The sequence below is a fragment of the Bacteroides sp. 1_1_14 genome (assembly GCF_000162515.1).
Taxonomy (GTDB): Bacteria; Bacteroidota; Bacteroidia; order Bacteroidales; family Bacteroidaceae; genus Bacteroides; species Bacteroides thetaiotaomicron.
This window is the reverse complement of sequence record NZ_GG774704.1, coordinates 645,652-662,271: the sequence shown is the minus strand read 5'-3', so window position 1 is coordinate 662,271 and position 16,620 is coordinate 645,652. Positions and strand designations below refer to the sequence as shown.

At 54.0% G+C, this 16,620-nt stretch carries 22 protein-coding genes; 21 read left to right on the top strand and 1 reads right to left on the bottom strand.

Annotation, left to right across the window (positions count from 1 at the left end; translation table 11 throughout):
- The 21 genes from HMPREF9007_RS26795 to HMPREF9007_RS15325 form a co-directional block, all read left to right on the top strand.
- On the top strand, positions 1 to 290 hold a 290-nt coding region (locus HMPREF9007_RS26795; RefSeq protein ID WP_165000517.1), incomplete at its 5' end, for a hypothetical protein.
- A gap of 20 nt (positions 291 to 310) precedes the next feature.
- A complete protein-coding gene (locus HMPREF9007_RS15230) occupies positions 311 to 1,072 on the top strand; it encodes a ParA family protein (RefSeq protein ID WP_004322043.1) in 762 nt (253 codons plus the stop codon).
- A 4-nt stretch (positions 1,073 to 1,076) separates the two neighbouring features.
- Entirely contained in the window at positions 1,077 to 1,487 is a 411-nt protein-coding gene (locus tag HMPREF9007_RS15235; RefSeq protein WP_004322040.1) for a DUF3408 domain-containing protein, read from the top strand.
- Between the two features lie 29 nt (positions 1,488 to 1,516).
- A complete protein-coding gene (locus tag HMPREF9007_RS15240; RefSeq protein WP_004322038.1) occupies positions 1,517 to 1,870 on the top strand; it encodes a DUF3408 domain-containing protein in 354 nt (117 codons plus the stop codon).
- Between the two features lie 2 nt (positions 1,871 to 1,872).
- The gene (locus tag HMPREF9007_RS15245) at positions 1,873 to 2,586 is read left to right on the top strand and encodes a hypothetical protein (RefSeq protein WP_004322036.1); all 714 of its coding nucleotides are present in this window, start codon (positions 1,873 to 1,875) and stop codon (positions 2,584 to 2,586) included.
- A gap of 175 nt (positions 2,587 to 2,761) precedes the next feature.
- Complete coding sequence (locus HMPREF9007_RS15250; RefSeq protein WP_004322034.1) at positions 2,762 to 3,073, top strand: DUF4134 domain-containing protein; 312 nt, start codon at positions 2,762 to 2,764, stop codon at positions 3,071 to 3,073.
- A 41-nt stretch (positions 3,074 to 3,114) separates the two neighbouring features.
- Positions 3,115 to 3,450, top strand: a complete 336-nt coding sequence (locus HMPREF9007_RS15255) for a DUF4133 domain-containing protein (protein WP_004322031.1) — start codon at positions 3,115 to 3,117, stop codon at positions 3,448 to 3,450.
- Positions 3,447 to 5,951: a TraG family conjugative transposon ATPase gene (locus HMPREF9007_RS15260; protein ID WP_004322029.1), complete on the top strand. Its 2,505-nt coding sequence runs from the start codon at positions 3,447 to 3,449 to the stop codon at positions 5,949 to 5,951. Before HMPREF9007_RS15255 ends, HMPREF9007_RS15260 begins: the two co-directional genes overlap by 4 nt.
- 125 nt (positions 5,952 to 6,076) lie before the next feature.
- Complete coding sequence (locus HMPREF9007_RS15265) at positions 6,077 to 6,490, top strand: DUF3876 domain-containing protein (RefSeq protein ID WP_004322027.1); 414 nt, start codon at positions 6,077 to 6,079, stop codon at positions 6,488 to 6,490.
- Positions 6,491 to 6,517: 27 nt separating this feature from the next.
- Entirely contained in the window at positions 6,518 to 7,156 is a 639-nt protein-coding gene (locus tag HMPREF9007_RS15270; RefSeq protein ID WP_004322026.1) for a DUF4141 domain-containing protein, read from the top strand.
- 3 nt (positions 7,157 to 7,159) lie between these two features.
- On the top strand, positions 7,160 to 8,185 hold the full coding sequence (gene traJ, locus HMPREF9007_RS15275; protein ID WP_007841019.1) for a conjugative transposon protein TraJ: 1,026 nt from the start codon (positions 7,160 to 7,162) through the stop codon (positions 8,183 to 8,185).
- 81 nt (positions 8,186 to 8,266) lie between these two features.
- Positions 8,267 to 8,890, top strand: a complete 624-nt coding sequence (traK, locus tag HMPREF9007_RS15280; RefSeq protein WP_004322024.1) for a conjugative transposon protein TraK — start codon at positions 8,267 to 8,269, stop codon at positions 8,888 to 8,890.
- A complete protein-coding gene (locus tag HMPREF9007_RS15285; RefSeq protein WP_008761198.1) occupies positions 8,890 to 9,156 on the top strand; it encodes a TraL conjugative transposon family protein in 267 nt (88 codons plus the stop codon). The genes traK and HMPREF9007_RS15285 overlap by 1 nt, the downstream gene beginning before the upstream one ends.
- The gene (locus HMPREF9007_RS15290; protein ID WP_004322022.1) at positions 9,153 to 10,241 is read left to right on the top strand and encodes a hypothetical protein; all 1,089 of its coding nucleotides are present in this window, start codon (positions 9,153 to 9,155) and stop codon (positions 10,239 to 10,241) included. The genes HMPREF9007_RS15285 and HMPREF9007_RS15290 overlap by 4 nt, the downstream gene beginning before the upstream one ends.
- Before the next feature lie 19 nt (positions 10,242 to 10,260).
- Complete coding sequence (gene traM, locus HMPREF9007_RS15295) at positions 10,261 to 11,592, top strand: conjugative transposon protein TraM (protein WP_004322021.1); 1,332 nt, start codon at positions 10,261 to 10,263, stop codon at positions 11,590 to 11,592.
- Between the two features lie 85 nt (positions 11,593 to 11,677).
- Positions 11,678 to 12,670 (top strand): conjugative transposon protein TraN, encoded by a 993-nt coding sequence (gene traN / locus HMPREF9007_RS15300; protein ID WP_032539475.1) that lies wholly within the window; start codon positions 11,678 to 11,680, stop codon positions 12,668 to 12,670.
- Complete coding sequence (locus HMPREF9007_RS15305) at positions 12,667 to 13,224, top strand: conjugal transfer protein TraO (RefSeq protein ID WP_004322018.1); 558 nt, start codon at positions 12,667 to 12,669, stop codon at positions 13,222 to 13,224. The genes traN and HMPREF9007_RS15305 overlap by 4 nt, the downstream gene beginning before the upstream one ends.
- A gap of 12 nt (positions 13,225 to 13,236) precedes the next feature.
- Positions 13,237 to 14,130 carry a toprim domain-containing protein gene (locus HMPREF9007_RS15310; protein ID WP_007841022.1) on the top strand — a complete coding sequence of 298 codons (894 nt, stop codon included), beginning with the start codon at positions 13,237 to 13,239 and terminating at the stop codon, positions 14,128 to 14,130.
- Positions 14,131 to 14,135: 5 nt separating this feature from the next.
- Positions 14,136 to 14,645 carry a DUF3872 domain-containing protein gene (locus HMPREF9007_RS15315; protein WP_004322015.1) on the top strand — a complete coding sequence of 170 codons (510 nt, stop codon included), beginning with the start codon at positions 14,136 to 14,138 and terminating at the stop codon, positions 14,643 to 14,645.
- Positions 14,642 to 15,163, top strand: a complete 522-nt coding sequence (locus HMPREF9007_RS15320; protein ID WP_004322014.1) for a hypothetical protein — start codon at positions 14,642 to 14,644, stop codon at positions 15,161 to 15,163. The genes HMPREF9007_RS15315 and HMPREF9007_RS15320 overlap by 4 nt, the downstream gene beginning before the upstream one ends.
- 94 nt (positions 15,164 to 15,257) lie before the next feature.
- On the top strand, positions 15,258 to 16,241 hold the full coding sequence (locus HMPREF9007_RS15325) for a phage exclusion protein Lit family protein (protein ID WP_004322013.1): 984 nt from the start codon (positions 15,258 to 15,260) through the stop codon (positions 16,239 to 16,241).
- A 122-nt stretch (positions 16,242 to 16,363) separates the two neighbouring features.
- Here HMPREF9007_RS15325 and HMPREF9007_RS15330 read toward each other — a convergent pair whose 3' ends face one another.
- Positions 16,364 to 16,567, bottom strand: coding sequence for a hypothetical protein (locus HMPREF9007_RS15330; RefSeq protein ID WP_008156960.1), 204 nt, complete (start codon positions 16,565 to 16,567; stop codon positions 16,364 to 16,366).
- Positions 16,568 to 16,620 lie beyond the last annotated feature (53 nt).

Below are 16,620 nucleotides of genomic sequence, written 5' to 3'. Positions count from 1 at the left end.
GGCGGATGCCGTTTCAATGGGCCAAACGCCAGGAAAAGCGGTGGAAAGGGTGGCCAAAGAACGCCACAAGCTGCCACGACAACGCCAAATGCTGCCACGCAACAGCAAAGAGACACAACCTTGGCGAAAGTCATTTTCCTTTGCAGGCGGAATGGTCGGTATGCCTGCCCTTATGCTTGCCTGCCGGCACACAGGCATGGATGGGAACAGGCATACCGGGAGGGATGCCGGACTGCCTGCTCGCTTACCGGGCGGATGGCTGCCGACCGGACCAAGAAACGGATGTCTAACAAATAAAAAAGAAGAAAGCATGAAAAAAGAACCTTTGTTCATCGCCTTCTCCACCCAGAAGGGAGGAGCAGGCAAAACGACACTCACCGTACTGATGGCGAGTTACCTGTATTACGTGAAGGGATATGACGTGGCGGTCGTGGACTGCGACTATCCCCAGTTCAGCATCAAGGACATGCGCGAACGCGACTTGAAAAGTATCGAGCGCAACCCGTACCTGCGCAAGCTGGCATACGAGCAGTTCAAGCGCATCGGCAAACGCGCCTACCCGATTGTGGGGAGCCGTCCCGGCAACGCGATTGAAACGGTCAGGCCATTTGTCGAGTCGGCGACACCGCCCGACTTCATCTTCTTCGACCTGACGGGTACGGTGAACAACCTCGACCTGATCCGGACAGTAGCGACGATGGACTACATCTTCTGCCCGATAGCCGCAGACCGTTTCATCATGGAAAGCTCGCTGAAGTACGCGGGCGTCATCAACGACACGCTGATCACTACCGGCAAGTCGAACATCAAGGGCATCCGCCTCTTGTGGAACATGGTGGACAAGCGCGAGAAGACCGACCTGTACGACATCTATGACAAGGTGATAGCCGGGATGGGGCTTGAAGTGCTGGACACCAGTCTGCCCGACAGCAAGCGTTTCCGCAAGGAAGGCTCTGAGGAAGGCGACCGCCCGTTTTTCCGCTCCACGCTGCTGCCGCCGGACAAGGCATTGGCGAAAGGGAGCGGCATCGATGCCCTCGCGGAAGAAATACTCGGCATCGTAAAGCGTTGAACCGATGGCCAAGAAACTCGATGTCGATATTGACCCCGGCAAGTTCCTGGATTCGTTCCGTCCGGAAATGCCCGCGCCCGCCTCCCCGGGGAGCCTCGGAACAGATGGCAACACTTCCGCAAAGGAGGCCAGGCTGGCGGAAAAACCGAAAGCAAAGGTGGGCAAGGATGCCACGGAAAAGGAAGAGGAATACCTGGAACGCTTCCTCCATGCACCGAGAATCCCCGTGTGTTCGGGCAAGACCGCCTACATCCGCAAAAGCTACCACGAGCGGATACAGCGTATCGTGCAGGTCATCGGGAAGAACGGGCTTACGTTGTCGGTCTATGTGGACCGTGTGCTGGAGCAGCACTTCCGCGAATACGAGGAAGTGATCCGCCGACTTTACAAGAAAAATTACGAGGACATTTATTGATTTTATTCACCCTAAAAAACGAAAACAAGATGGGATTTTTCAATTCGAGAATGAAAAAGAAGGGGAATGGCAACCCGAAGGCGGACACTCCCCAAGTGAACAATCTGGAAAAGGCGGACGTAGTCATCCACATTGTGGACGACACCCAATTAGAAAAAGCGGCGGTGTTCCTCCGCTATCTGACGCCCAGACAAGGAGCGCACCGCCAGTGCATTTACCTCAGCCGTGAGATGCACGGGAAGCTGTCCCGCATTGTGCGGACACTGGGCGGGAACGGCAGCACCATTGGCGGGTACATCGAGAATGTGCTGGAAGAGCACTTGCAAACCTATGGGGACGACATCAATGCCCTGTTACGCCGTGAAACCTCGCAACCGCTCTGACGATGGCCGAGCTGCTCATCGTGCTGATGATGGCCTTCAACCTATGGATGGTCATCTACCTGACTTGGGAACGCCGGGAAGAAAACGTACCCAAGGAGGACAAGGAAAAGGATGTGGGCGCACCGGAAAGGTCCGGCGACATCATGGGGAAAAGCCTGTTCCGGATGCCTGAACGAAAACCGCAGGCTGCTGCACCGATGTCCAATGCCACCGTGCAAGCCCCCGGCGAGGAGGTGGACGAGAAGGACGTGGCCTTTGACGATGAAACTGCCTCCCCCAATAGCCGGCTTTCGGGAGCCAGGCCGTCGCGCCAAGTGCCCGACGAGGAACTGGACGAGGTGTTTGCCGACAAGCGTGTTTCCGACATCGGGGCGGAATATGACGAAGACGGAGATGATGACGGCGAGCCTCATGAAGCGGGAGGCATGACCTTCGAGGACATCGACCTTGCCATGCGGACGGTGAAGAAACCGAAAGCCACGAAAGAGGAACGCCGTCACGCCGGAATGGTGTTCTGCGACATGAAGGGCAACGAACTGTTCGCGATGATAGAAAAGAGTTCGGAAGCGACCCGCAGGAAACTGGACGAGCTGATGGACTACTATCTGGACTCCGTGTCGGCGGCGCAGGCAAACACTACACCGGTGATTATGCCCAAGAAAGCGCCCGCAGTTCCGGACAACTTCGAGGACTTCAACATCCGCGACTATGTATAACAAGTAAAAACGTAACAGCAATGCGAAAAAAGAAAATCGACTACGGCTAAACCATCGGCTTGCCACCGAGACCACTAAATCCCAAAAGCCGGCTTCATCCAAAGCCGCAAGAATTAAAACAAGTATCAACCGCCAATGGGAACATCCAACCCGGAGGCACAAAACAGAAAAGATTATGACAAAGACATTGAAGAAAAAGCAAATCATCCTCGCGGCCCTCCTGCTGGCTGCCAACATCCAAGTTTTCGCGCAAGGCAACGGCATGGCGGGCATCACCGAAGCCACCAGCATGGTCACTTCCTACTTTGACCCGGCGACGAAACTCATCTACGCCATCGGCGCGGTCGTCGGGCTTATCGGAGGCATCAAGGTGTACGGCAAATTCAGCGCCGGCGACCCCGACACCTCGAAGACCGCCGCAAGCTGGTTCGGCGCGTGTATCTTCCTGATTGTAAGCGCGACCATCCTGCGCTCGTTCTTCCTCTAACAAACGGGTATCCTATACATATATAATAAGGTATAAGGACAATGGCTGAGTACCCCATCAACAAGGGCATCGGCCGTCCGGTGGAGTTCAAGGGCCTGAAGGCGCAGTACCTGTTCCTGTTCGCGGGCGGGCTGCTCGCCGCCTTCATCCTCTTCATCATCCTCTACATGGCAGGCGCGGGCCAGTGGCTCTGCATCGGCTTCGGCGCGGTATCCGCCTCGTCGCTCGTGTGGCTCACGTTCCGGCTGAACGCGAAGTACGGCGAACACGGGCTGATGAAGTTGGGCGCGGCACGGATGCGCCCACGCCATGTGCTCCACCGCAGACGGGTGTCCAATCTGTTAAGACGAAAAAAGAAGAAAGGAAGAAACGTATGAGAAACATCATGAAAGCCACCACGCTGGAAAGCCGCTTCCCCCTGCTTTCGGTGGAACACGGGTGCATCGTCTCGAAAGACGCGGACATCACCGCCGCCTTCGAGGTGGAGCTTCCGGAGGTCTATACCGTCACGGCGGAGGAATACGAGGGCATCCACGCCACGTGGTGCAAGGCAATCAAGGTACTGCCCGACCATTCGGTGCTGCACAAGCAAGACTGGTACGTGAAGGAACGGTACCGCCCCGACCTCGGCAAGGAGGGCATGGGCTTCCTCGCCCGCAGCTACGAGATGCACTTCAACGAGCGCCCGTTCCTGCACCACAAGTGCTACCTGTTCCTGACGAAGACTACGAAGGAGCGCATGAGGCAGCAGAGCAACTGGAATACGCTGTGCCGGGGGCATATCGTACCGAAAGAAATACAGGACAAGGAGACGGCGGTGAAGTTCATCGAGGCGGTGGAGCAGTTCGCGCGTATCCTGAACGATTCGGGGCATATCAAATTGCGCCGCCTCTCCGATGACGAGCTTACAGGCACGGACAAGGAGACGGGCATCATAGGCAGGTACTTCGCCCTGTCGCTGGGCAACGCGGACTGTCTGGAGGACATCGAGATGACGGCAAGGGAAATGCGCGTCGGCGACAACCGCCTGTGCCTGCACACCCTGTCGGACACGGAGGACCTGCCCGCAGCGGTGGCCACGGACTGCCGTTACGAAAGGCTGTCCACCGACCGCTCGGACTGCCGCCTGTCCTTCGCCGCGCCGCTGGGACTGCTGCTGCCCTGCAACCACATCTACAACCAGTATGTCTTCATCGGCAACAGCGACGAGGAACTGCGCCGCTTCGAGAAAACGGCGAGGAACATGCAGTCGCTCTCCCGGTACAGCCGCCAGAACGCCATCAACCGCGAGTGGATTGAAGAATACCTGAACGAAGCGCACTCGCAGGGGCTGAAGTCCGTCCGCGCCCACTTCAACGTGATGGCGTGGAGCGACGACGCGGAGGAGCTGAAACGCATCAAGAACGACGTGGGCAGCCAGATGGCAAGCATGGGCTGTGTGCCGCGCCACAACACGACGGACTGCCCGACGCTGTTCTGGGCGGGCATCCCCGGCAACGCGGCGGACTTCCCGGCGGAAGAGTCGTTCCACACGTTCATAGAGCAGGCGGTGTGCCTCTTCGCGGGCGAGACCAACTACAAGGACTCTCCGTCCGCCTTCGGCATCCGCATGGCGGACCGCATCAGCGGCAAGCCCCTGCACATCGACATCTCCGACCTGCCGATGAAGCGCGGCGTGACGACCAACCGCAACAAGTTCGTATTGGGTCCTTCGGGCAGCGGCAAATCGTTCTTCATGAACCATCTGGTCAGACAATACTATGAGCAAGGCTCCCATGTGGTGCTGGTCGATACGGGCAACTCCTACCAAGGGCTGTGCGAGATGATACACCGCAAGACCAAGGGAAAGGACGGGGTTTATTATACCTATACGGAGGACAACCCGATTTCCTTTAATCCGTTCTACACGGAGGACAAGGTGTATGACATCGAAAAGAGGGAAAGTATCAAGACTTTGTTGCTGACGCTGTGGAAGAAGGACAATGAGCCTGCTACCCGTGCGGAGGAGGTTGCACTTTCCAATGCCGTGTCGCAGTACATAGGACGTATTAAGGAAGACAACAGCATTGTCCCATGCTTCAACACGTTCTACGAGTTTATAGACACGGATTATCGCAAGGTATTGGAAGATAAGAAAGTGCGTGAAAAGGACTTTGACATTGCCAGTTTCCTGAATGTGCTGGAGCCGTACTACAAGGGCGGTGAATATAATTACCTGCTTAATTCGGACAAGGAACTGGACTTGCTACACAAGCGGTTCATCGTCTTTGAAATCGACCAGATAAAAGAGCACGCCATCTTGTTCCCGGTTACGACAATCATCATTATGGAGTTGTTCATCAACAAGATGCGCCGTCTGCAAGGTATCAGAAAGATGATAATAATTGAAGAGGCTTGGAAGGCGATTGCTTCGGCGAATATGGCTTCCTATGTAAAGTATCTTTATAAGACGGTCAGAAAGTATTTCGGCGAGGCAATAGTGGTGACGCAGGAGGTGGACGACATCATCAGCTCGCCCATCGTCAAGGAGTCCATCATCAACAACTCGGACTGCAAGATACTGCTCGACCAGCGGAAGTTCATGAACCGCTTCGACCAGATACAGGGATTGCTGGGGCTGACGGAAAAGGAGAAGTCGCAGATACTTTCCATCAACCAGTCCAACGATTCGTCCAGACGATACAAGGAGGTGTGGATAGGCTTAGGCGGCACACAGTCGGCGGTGTACGCCACGGAGGTGTCCATACACGAATACCTTGCCTATACAACGGAGGAAACGGAGAAGATGGAAGTCCGCGAACTGGCGGGGAAGCTGGGCAGCGACATGGAAGCCGCCATACGGCAGATTGCGGAGAAACGTATGGACGAAGAAAAGTAACCGATGGAAACATCACCCGACCACAGACGGCGTTTGAGGCCACCTTATACGGCATATAAGGGTGTATCAAACGGCGTATGAGGTCAAGACACATTTTATCAACAAAAAAACAAGAATTGAAGATTATGAACATTGAACTGACAAAGACACAACGGCTGCTGCTTTGCGGCGGTCTGATAGGCTTGGCGTCGCTGATGCTGCAAGCCTGCGAGACGGTAATGAAAGAAAACGAAGACATCCGCGAGAAGATTTGCGGCAACTGGCAGAGCGTGGAGGGCAAGCCCGACATATTGGTGTACAAGGAGGGCGCACTTTACAAGGTGACGCTGTTCCGCAGGGCGGGCGTCCACCGGAAACTGAAGCCGGAGACCTACCTGCTGCAAAGGGAGGCGGACGGTAACCTCTACCTGAACACGGGCTTCCGCATCGACGTGGCATACAACGAGGAAACGGACATCCTGTCCTTTTCGCCTAACGGCGACTATATCCGGGTGAACACGGATGAAACAGCCAATGGCGAAAAGAAGAAAGAACAATAAGAATGTACCACTAAATCCAATGTGAATATGAGACAAAAACTGAAAATGCCATTGGTGGCAGCCTGCCTGTGCCTTGCAGGTGCAGGCACGGCAAACGCCCAATGGGTGGTGTCCGACCCGACGAACCTCGCGCAGAGCATCATCAACTCCGCCAAGGAGATGGTGGAAACGGCGGGCACGAAAGCCAACACGCTCAACGGCTTCTTGGAAACCAAGAAAGTGTTTGAGCAGGGAAAGAAGTATTACGACGCGCTGAAATCCGTACATGACGTGGTGAAGGGCGGCGTGAAGGTGTCGAAAAGCATCGGGTTGGTGATGGAAATATCAGAAATCTATGTGGATAACTACCAGAAGATGCTCTCTGATGAGAACTACACGCCGGAAGAGCTTGCCGCCATATCGTCGGGCTACACCATGCTGATAGACGAGAGTTCGGACGTGCTGCAAGACCTGAAGAACGTGGTGAACGTGACGGGGATGTCGCTCACGGACGCGGAACGGCTGGCGATTATCGACAACGCCTACCGCAGCCTGATGAACTACCGCAACCTCGTGCGCTACTACACGAACAAGACCATATCGGTGTCCTACCTCCGGGCAAGGAAGAAGAACGACATGGACCGGGTGATAGGACTCTACGGAAACCCCAACGAAAAATACTGGTAAGTTATGGGAGAGTTCGACAACCTTCACCAGATACTCCTTTCGCTCTACGACGAGATGATGCCGCTGTGCGCGGACATGACGGGCGTGGCGAAAGGGCTTGCCGGGCTGGGCGCGTTGTTCTACGTGGCGGTGCGCGTGTGGCAGTCGCTCGCCCGCGCCGAGGCGATAGACGTGTACCCGCTGCTCCGCCCGTTTGCGCTCGGTTTGTGCATCCTGTTCTTCCCGACCATCGTGTTGGGTACGATGAACAGCGTGTTAAGCCCCATCGTGCAGGGCGTACACGGCATCCTCGAAGAACAGACCTTCGACATGAACGAGTACCGGGAGCAGAAAGACAAACTGGAATACGAGGCGATGATGCGCAACCCGGAGACCGCCTACCTCGCCAGTGATGAGGAATTTGACCGCCAGTTGGACGAGCTGGGCTGGTCGCCCTCGGACTTGGTGACGATGACGGGGATGTACATGGACCGGGCGGCGTACAACATCAAGAAGACGGTGCGTGACTGGTTCCGGGAACTGCTGGAACTGATGTTCGCCGCAGCCGCGCTCATCATCGACACGCTCAGGACGTTCTTCCTCGTGGTGCTGAGCATCCTGGGACCGGTAGCCTTCGCCTTTGCCGTATGGGACGGCTTCCACTCGACGCTCTCGGCGTGGTTCAGCCGCTACATACAGATTTACCTGTGGCTTCCCGTGTCGGATTTGTTCAGCACCATACTGGCGAAGATACAGATTCTGATGTTGCAGAACGACATACAAGCGATGCAGACCGACCCGAACTTCTCGGTGGAGGCGAGCAACGGGGTGTACATCGTGTTCCTCATCATCGGCATCGTGGGCTACTTCACCATCCCGACGGTGGCAGGCTGGATCATCCAAGCAGGTGGCGGCATAGGCAGCTACAACAAGAACATCAACACCGCCGGGGCTTTGGGCGGCAGCGTGGCGGGAGCCGCCGCAGGAAACGTGGCAGGCCGCGCGGGCAAGCTCATCAAGGGAACGGCGGGAAAGCTGTTCCGAAGATAGGCATTCCGGACAATCCGTTTCCGTGAGTTGCCCGACCCTTAAAAACGGATTATTGAACAATTAAAAGACGAAAAGAAGAAAATGGAATTCAAATCACTCAAGAACATCGAGACGAGTTTCCGGCAGATACGTCTGTTCGGCATCGTCTATACGGCGGCCTGCGCCCTCGTGGTGGTCTGCTCGGTGGTGTGCGCCTTCCGCTTCGCCGAGGCGCAACGGCAGAAGATATACGTCCTCGATGGAGGCAAGAGTCTTATGCTCGCGCTCTCGCAGGACCTGTCGCAGAACCGCCCGGCGGAAGCCAGGGAACACGTGCGCCGCTTCCACGAACTGTTTTTCACCCTCTCGCCGGAGAAAAGCGCGATAGAGCACAACGTGAAACGCGCCCTGCTCTTGGCAGACAAGAGCGCGTACAACTATTACGCCGACTTCGCCGAAAAGGGCTTCTACAACCGCATCATCGCCGGGAACATCAACCAAGTGTTGCAGGTGGACAGCGTGGTGTGCAATTTCGACCGCTATCCCTACGAGGCGCGGACATACGCCCGTCAGATGATTATCCGCGAGAGCAACGTGACGGAACGGACATTAGTAACCGCCTGCCGCCTGCTCAACGCGAGCCGCTCGGACGACAACCCAAACGGCTTCACCATCGAGGGCTTCACGGTATTGGAGAACAAGGACATCCGGACGATTGAAAGATAATGCGTATGGGAAAGATGAAAAATCTCATTGAAAAGTGGACCACCGGGCTGAAAGGTTGGTTACGCAATAGGCTGGACGCCCTGCCGCCCAAAGCACGGCTTAGGATAGTCCTTGCGGCATTTGCCGTGTTCGCCTCGCTCTGTCTCTACATGACTGCCGCCGCAATCATCGGCTTCGGCAAAGGGGAAGAGGCATTGGAGATACGGCACATCGAGAAGTTAGAAATATATAATAAGGTGTATCACTCAAATTTGAATCCACAATGAAATTATCAGATTGGATATGGGAAAAGATGGAAAACTTGCAGGATGCCGGATTCCGATGGAAACCGACCTTGAAGTTCTGCCATCAGGTGCTTCGCTTGGATTACAATGCCATTGCCGATTCCATCGTAAGGAACGGGCATCGCCCGGCAATTACGGAAGAGCAGGCAAAAATACTCTGGGATTACCGTTTCTTCCGGAATCTGGACCAGACGGAACGCAGCGGCTGGCACAAGGTTATGGATGTACTGCAACAAACCGATTGGGGCAAACAGCAGGTCTGGTTGTTGTCCGGATTGAAAATGGGGAATGAAACACTTCCCCAAAAACTGAATGCCATGTACACGCTGCTTTGTAGTGCCCATACGGGTAAAAGCCATACCCTATGTCCTCTGCCCAATCCGGAAGAAGTGGCTACCGCCCATAAGCTGGTAGGGTATTGCATGAAGGACGAGGAACTCGACTACTTGAAGCGGCTTGCCCTGCATGGGGAATATCCGGGAGACCTGACCGCCATCAGGCATGGTCTGATGGATATGTACCAAAAGATAGAGGACCTCGAATGGGAACGGGCCAAGGAAATGCGTGCGGACAATCACTGGTCGGCGGACTCCATCGATGCGGCCATCCAGGAGGAAAAAGGACGGATTATGCGCAGTGCCTCCGATTTGTACGAGCAGAAAGTGCAGGGCAAGTTCCCGGACGACTATCGGAAAGCCCTGCACCGGGAACGGATGGTGCTTCATGGACTCTCTCAAAAGGGATGGGACGGGCAGACAAAAATTCCGAAACCTCTGTTGGTCAAGTATGGGTTGGCGGAATCATTCGGAAAAATAAGCGATGCGTTGATGGATTACATTATCCGTTGTGACATGGGAGACGATACTTATCCCAAGCATATGGTAGGGCATCATAACCGCATCATCAAAGAACAGTCCCGGATAGGATTGGAACGCTTGGAACACAGGTTGTTTCCGGATAAAAACAAACCAAAGCTCCATCCGGCTTCTTTGGGTACGCATAAAATGCCCATTCGCTTACAGAATCAGGTAAGCAAAGAGAATAAAGGTATAAAAATCAGACTTTGACAAGCTAATTGAACTGATGATGGAAACAAAAGAACAGAAGAATGAATCAAGAACAAAAGAGAAAAAGCCGCTGACGGAACAACAGCGTCAGCAAAGGCAGAAGATGCTGGTCTATCCGCTGATGGTGCTGCTGTTCGCCGGGTGTATGTGGCTCATCTTCGCGCCGTCCTCCGAGGACAAGGAGAAAGAACGGCAGGGACAGGGATTCAACACGGACATGCCCATGCCCGAAGACTCCAAAATCATCGGGGACAAGGCGAAAGCCTACGAGCAGCAGGATTTGGAAAACAAGCGGAAGGAACGCCGGGGCATGGTGGGCGACCTCTCCGCGTTCTGGAACGACAGCGACGGTGACACGCCAACGGACGATGCCGACACTTCGGACGATTACCGCCTGACACGGACGGAAACGACCGACGGGGAAACGGCGGACGAAAGACAGGCGGGCATCCGCACTTCCGCTGCCGCCTACCAACGGCTGAACACCTCGCTGGGCACGTTCTACGAGCCGCCGAAGGAGGACACGGAAAAGGAGGAACTCCGGGAGCGCATCGACGAACTGGAAGCCATGCTGGTGGCGCAGGATAGCAAGCCTTCCACGATGGAGGAACAGGTCGCCCTGTTGGAAAAGTCCTATGAGCTGGCGGCGAAGTACCAGAATGACAACAATGCCGGACAAGCCGCACAGCCCGATGAAACGGGAGGTTCTGTGAGTACAGGCGAAAAGAGCATGAAGGCAGAACCCGTAAGCGATGTAAGGCGGACGGTGGTGTCCGCCCTGCCGCAGCCCATGACAGACTCGGCGTTCATCGCGGACTATTCGGGGGAACGCAACTACGGCTTCCACACCGCCATCGGTGCGGAGGAAACGACGGGGAAGAACACCATCGCCGCCTGTGTGCAGGGCGACCAGACGCTGACGGACGGGCAGACGGTGAAGCTCCGGCTGCTGGAGCCGATGCGCGTGTCGGGGCGCGTCATCCCCCGGAACACGCTCCTTGTGGGCGCGGCACGGTTGCAGGGCGAAAGGCTCGGCATCGGCATCACCTCGCTGGAACACGGGGGAAACATCATCCCGGTAGAACTGGAGGTGTACGACAGCGACGGGCAGGCGGGCATCTTCATACCCGGCTCGATGGAGATAGACGCGGCAAAGGAAATCGGGGCGAACATGGGCAGCTCGCTCGGAAGCAGCATCAACATATCGACCGACGCGGGGGCGCAGCTCGCCTCCGACTTGGGGCGAGGGGCGATACAGGGCATCTCGCAGTACATCTCGAAAAGGATGCGCACGGTCAAGGTACATCTGAAGTCAGGGTACAGGGTATTGCTCTACCAAGAAAAGGAATGAACAGTCCAAAAACATAAAGGCAAAAAAAGAAAAAATAATCAACAAACTAATTTTTATTTACCACTAAATCCAACGTAAAATGAGTATCAAGAAAGTAATGACAATGTTTGCCCTGCTGATGGGCATCGCCTGTGCGAGCTACGCGCAGGGAGTGACGAACGACAGCACTGCCACCGCCAAGGAGGACGGGCTGGAACTGGTGAAGGACGTCTATCCGCAGACGGAGGAGGACGGCGACCTGTACCACGGTCTGACGAAAAAGCTGATGTTCGACCGCATGATACCGCCGCACGGCTTGGAAGTCACGTATGACAAGACCGTCCACATCCTGTTTCCGGCGGCGGTGCGCTACGTGGACTTGGGTTCGCCCAACCTGATAGCGGGCAAGGCGGACGGTGCGGAGAACGTCATCCGTGTGAAGGCGACGGTCAAGAATTTCCGCAACGAGACGAACATGAGCGTCATCACGGAGGACGGGTCATTTTACACATTTAATGTGAAATACGCCGATGAGCCGCTTATCCTGAACGTGGAAATGAAGGACTTTATCCACGACGGCAGCACGGTGAACCGACCGAACAACGCGCAGGAAATCTACCTGAAGGAACTGGGCAGCGAAAGCCCGATGCTGGTACACCTCATCATGAAGTCGCTGCACAAGGAGGACAAGCGCAAGGTGAAGCACATCGGCTGCAAGCGTTTCGGCATCCAGTACCTGCTGAAAGGGATTTATGTCCACAATGACCTGCTGTATTTCTACACGGAGATAAAGAACCAAAGCAATGTGCCGTTTGACGTGGACTACATCACGTTCAAGATTGTGGACAAGAAGGTGGCGAAGCGTACCGCCATGCAGGAACAGGTGCTGTTCCCGCTCCGCGCCTACAACTACGCCGTCCGTGTAGCCGGGAAGCGGTCCGAACGCACGGTGTTCTGCCTTCCGAAGTTCACCATCCCCGACGGCAAGCAGCTCGTGGTGGAGATGAACGAGAAGGACGGCGGACGCCACCAGACGTTTACCGTGGAGAACGAGGACTTGGTACAGGCTGAAACCATCAACGAACTGCGCGTGCGATGAAAGGAAAGGTACTGTTTATTGTAACGCTTCTGTTCGTCCTCCTGGCAGGACGGGCGGAAGCCCAACGGTGCCTGCCGAAGATGCGGGGCATCGAGTTGAGAGCCGGGCTGAACGAGGCGGACGGCTATGTGCTGGGAGCCATGCTTTCGAGCTACGCGAAAGGTGGGAACAAGTGGGTGTACGGGCTGGAATACCTGAAAACCAGCCACGGATACCGGAGTACGACCATCCCTGCGGCACAGTTCACGGCGGAGGGCGGTTACTACTACAACTTCCTCTCGGACGCGAAAAAGGTGGTGTTCTTCTACGCTGGCGCGTCAGCCCTTGCCGGGTACGAGACGGTGAACTGGGGCGGAAAGACGCTGTACGACGGGGCGAGGCTGAACAACAAGGACGCCTTTGTCTATGGCTGCGCCGCCACGCTGGAAATGGAGCTGTACCTCGTGGACTTCATTGCGCTGACGGCCTCGCTGCGTGAACGCTTCCTGTGGGGCGGCAGCATGGGCGTGTGCCACACGGAATACGGGATAGGCGTGAAGTTCATCATCAACTGAATGTGCGCCTATATGGATATAGAAGCGATGAAACGCTATCCGCTGGAGGACTTCCTTGCACGGCTGGGGCATCATCCCGTGCAAAGACGTGCCAACGCCATCTGGTACAGGTCGCCGTACCGGGAGGAACACACGCCTTCCTTCAAGGTAAACCCGGAAAAGAACCTCTGGTTTGATTTTGGCGAGGGCAAGGGCGGTAACATCTTCGCCCTTGCGGGGGAGTTCATCCAAAGCGGCGACTTCCTCACACAGGCGAGGTATGTGGCGGAGGTGGCGGACATGCCGTTGCAGGACTATGAGCAACGCCGCACCCCCGAAGTGCGGCAACCAGCCGGACACAGCTTCGAGGACGTGGAAGTGCTGCCCTTGCAGAGCCGGGCGTTACTCCATTACCTGCAAGAAAGGGGCATACCGTCCGCCATAGCCATCGCGAACTGCAAGGAGATGCGCTACTCCACGCACGGGAAACGGTATTTCGCCGTGGCTTTCGGCAACTGCGGTGGCGGCTACGAGATACGCAACCCGTTCTTCAAGGGCTGTGTGCCGCCAAAGGACGTCACCCTGCTGCCGTCAGGCTCTGCCGTTTGCAACGTGTACGAGGGCTTCGTGGACTACCTTTCCGCCCGTGCATTAGGCATCGGCGGCGGGGAGGACCACCTTGTCCTCAACTCGGTGTCCAATGTGGCGAGGGCGTACCGGCATCTGGACGGCTACGGAACGGTGCGGTGCCACCTTGACAACGACGAAGCCGGGCGGCGGACATTGGAAGCCCTGCGCACACGTTACGGCGAAAGGGTGTCGGACTGCTCCGGCATCTACGGCGGATGCAAGGACTTGAACGAGTATCTGCAAAGCCGTCTGAAACAAAACGAGAAGAACAACAAGAACATCAAACTTAAAATGTAACGGTTATGAACATGAACAAATTAAACAATACACGGAAAGTGAAAAGAAACATAGTAAAATCATTGGCAACCCTTTGTCTGGGGCTGCTCTCTGTATGCTTCACCGCCTGCGATGACGATTTGGACGTGACGCAAGCCTATCCGTTCACGGTGGAAGCCATGCCCGTGCCGAAGGAACTGGCGCAGGGCGAGACGGCGGAAATCCGTTGCGAACTGGTACGCGAGGGCGAGTTTGACGGGGCGGTCTATACCATCCGCTATTTCCAATACGACGGGGAGGGCACGTTGAAGCTGGATAACGGCTTGGTGTTGCAGCCCAACGACCGCTACCTGCTGGAGAACGAAAAATTCCGCCTATATTACACCTCGGAGTGCGACGAGTCGCAAAGCCTGACCATCACGGTGGAGGACAATTTCGGCAATGCCTGCGAGTGGGAATTGGAGTTCAACAACGACTCGGACGCGGAAACGGAGGGAGGCGTCGCTGTGTCTGACACCTTGAACGCCAGCCGATGATGCGCAAGGCGTTGCTCCTGCTGCTGGCGGCTGCCCTCTGTGGCAGCCTGCCGGCACAAGACACGGACAGCATGGCGGAACTGCTGGCATCGTTTAACAATCATCCCAAGGCTGACATCGCCGTTGAACTGATAAAAAAGTACGAGGGACTGCACGACCGTTCCGATTACCCCTACTACGGCTACGGGCATCGCAGGTTGCCCAACGAAAACCTTTCCTATGACATGACGGAGGCGGAAGCCGAAGCCCTGCTCCGCAAGGATTTGGCGGTGCGCTACAAGCTGTTCCGCAAATTTGGTAAAGATGCCTTGCTTCTTACCGTATTAAGTTTCAATGTGGGTCAAGGGGTATTGCTTGGTCACGGCGGACACCCGAAAAGCAAACTCATCCGCAAGCTGGAAGCCGGGAATCGAGACATTTACCGTGAATATATCGCTTACTGCCGGTACAAAGGAAAGCAGCACGCCATGCTATTCAATCGAAGAAAAACAGAATTTGCGTTGCTATATATTCCGTGATATGATTAAAATTCCTTGCGGTAAATAATTTCGCAAGGAATTTTTGCTTCCAATACAAATAAACATATTATCTTTACAAATAAATTTTCGAAAAATGAAAGAGCCGAAAGAAATCTATTATTTACCTGTAGAACAGTTATCTGATGATGTTATTCAATATATTGAAAAAGTTTTTGAGTTATTAGATGCTGTAAAAAATGATTGCAATAGCAATAATTTTTCTCGCCGATTTACTTTCATAAGAGATGAGAAAGCTATTAGTGATGTTGCGGAAATTAAAAAAGATAATAATAAATTAAATCATATATATATCAACGAAAATTTCTGTCAGTATTTATGGTCTGTTTGTGTCTATCTTATCGCATATTTTGAAAATGTTATACATATCCCTATGATGGATGCTGTTGGTATTAATAAAAATGGATATAAGCCCAATATGATAGATGTAGAATATGGCAATGATTGTTTTTTCAGAGGACGGCAATTATTACATAACTTTAATAGAGATGCATATTGGGTTACTCCAAATATCTGTAATCCGCAGCAATTTGAAAATATTATAAGCCATGCGAATGATGTCTATTGTGCTGCAATAGCATTTATATATGCTCACGAGTTTTCACATAATTATTTGGGGCATACACAAATACAGCAAACGCTTTCTCGTTCAATAAATGATGAAATTGCAGCAGATGATATGGCAATTAGCTTTATTCAAACTGAATATAACTCTGCATGGGGAAGAACCTATAAGGCAGGAATTGCAACTACATTAGCAGCCCTTTTATTAATGGGAGAGGATTCTATTTCTGGTGGTGGAACCCATCCAGATATGGATGTTCGAATAGAAAATTTGGTTACTAAACTGGAATTGCACGAAATGGATCTTCTTTGGGGCTATTTAGGGGTTGCTTTAAGATTATGGCTTCTTGTTTTTGATGGCTTATCCATCAAAGAGGATATGCAGCAACCGGGGTTTGGTTCATACAAAGAGATATATTTATATTATATAGAAAAATTAAAGATTGTCAGGCAACAACGTTATCCTACAATTATCAAACCAGACTGGGATATATAATTAATGACTTCATTGGATTTTTCCATCTTATCGAAGATGGGGGCAACGGTTTCTTTGCTACTTTCTTATCCGCCGACCTGCTCATGAAAGAAAGTAGCGGGCGGCAAGCCTGCCGCCCGATTTTACCGCTTTATCCTTTGCAGCACACGCTCAAGTGTGCGCTCGGCAATGGGGCGTGTGTCCTTGTTCCAAAGGTTATACCCGTGTACGGATATTCCCACGCTCCGCAAATCTCGGATATAACCGGACGCTTCATCTTGCGTGGGCAGGTAAACGAACTGCACCCATGCGTCCCTGCCGTCTGTCAGTATGAAATAGTATTTCATTTCGCTTGTTTTTTCAGTTGTTACGAATGGAGTGTGGGCGGTGTTTCCACCGC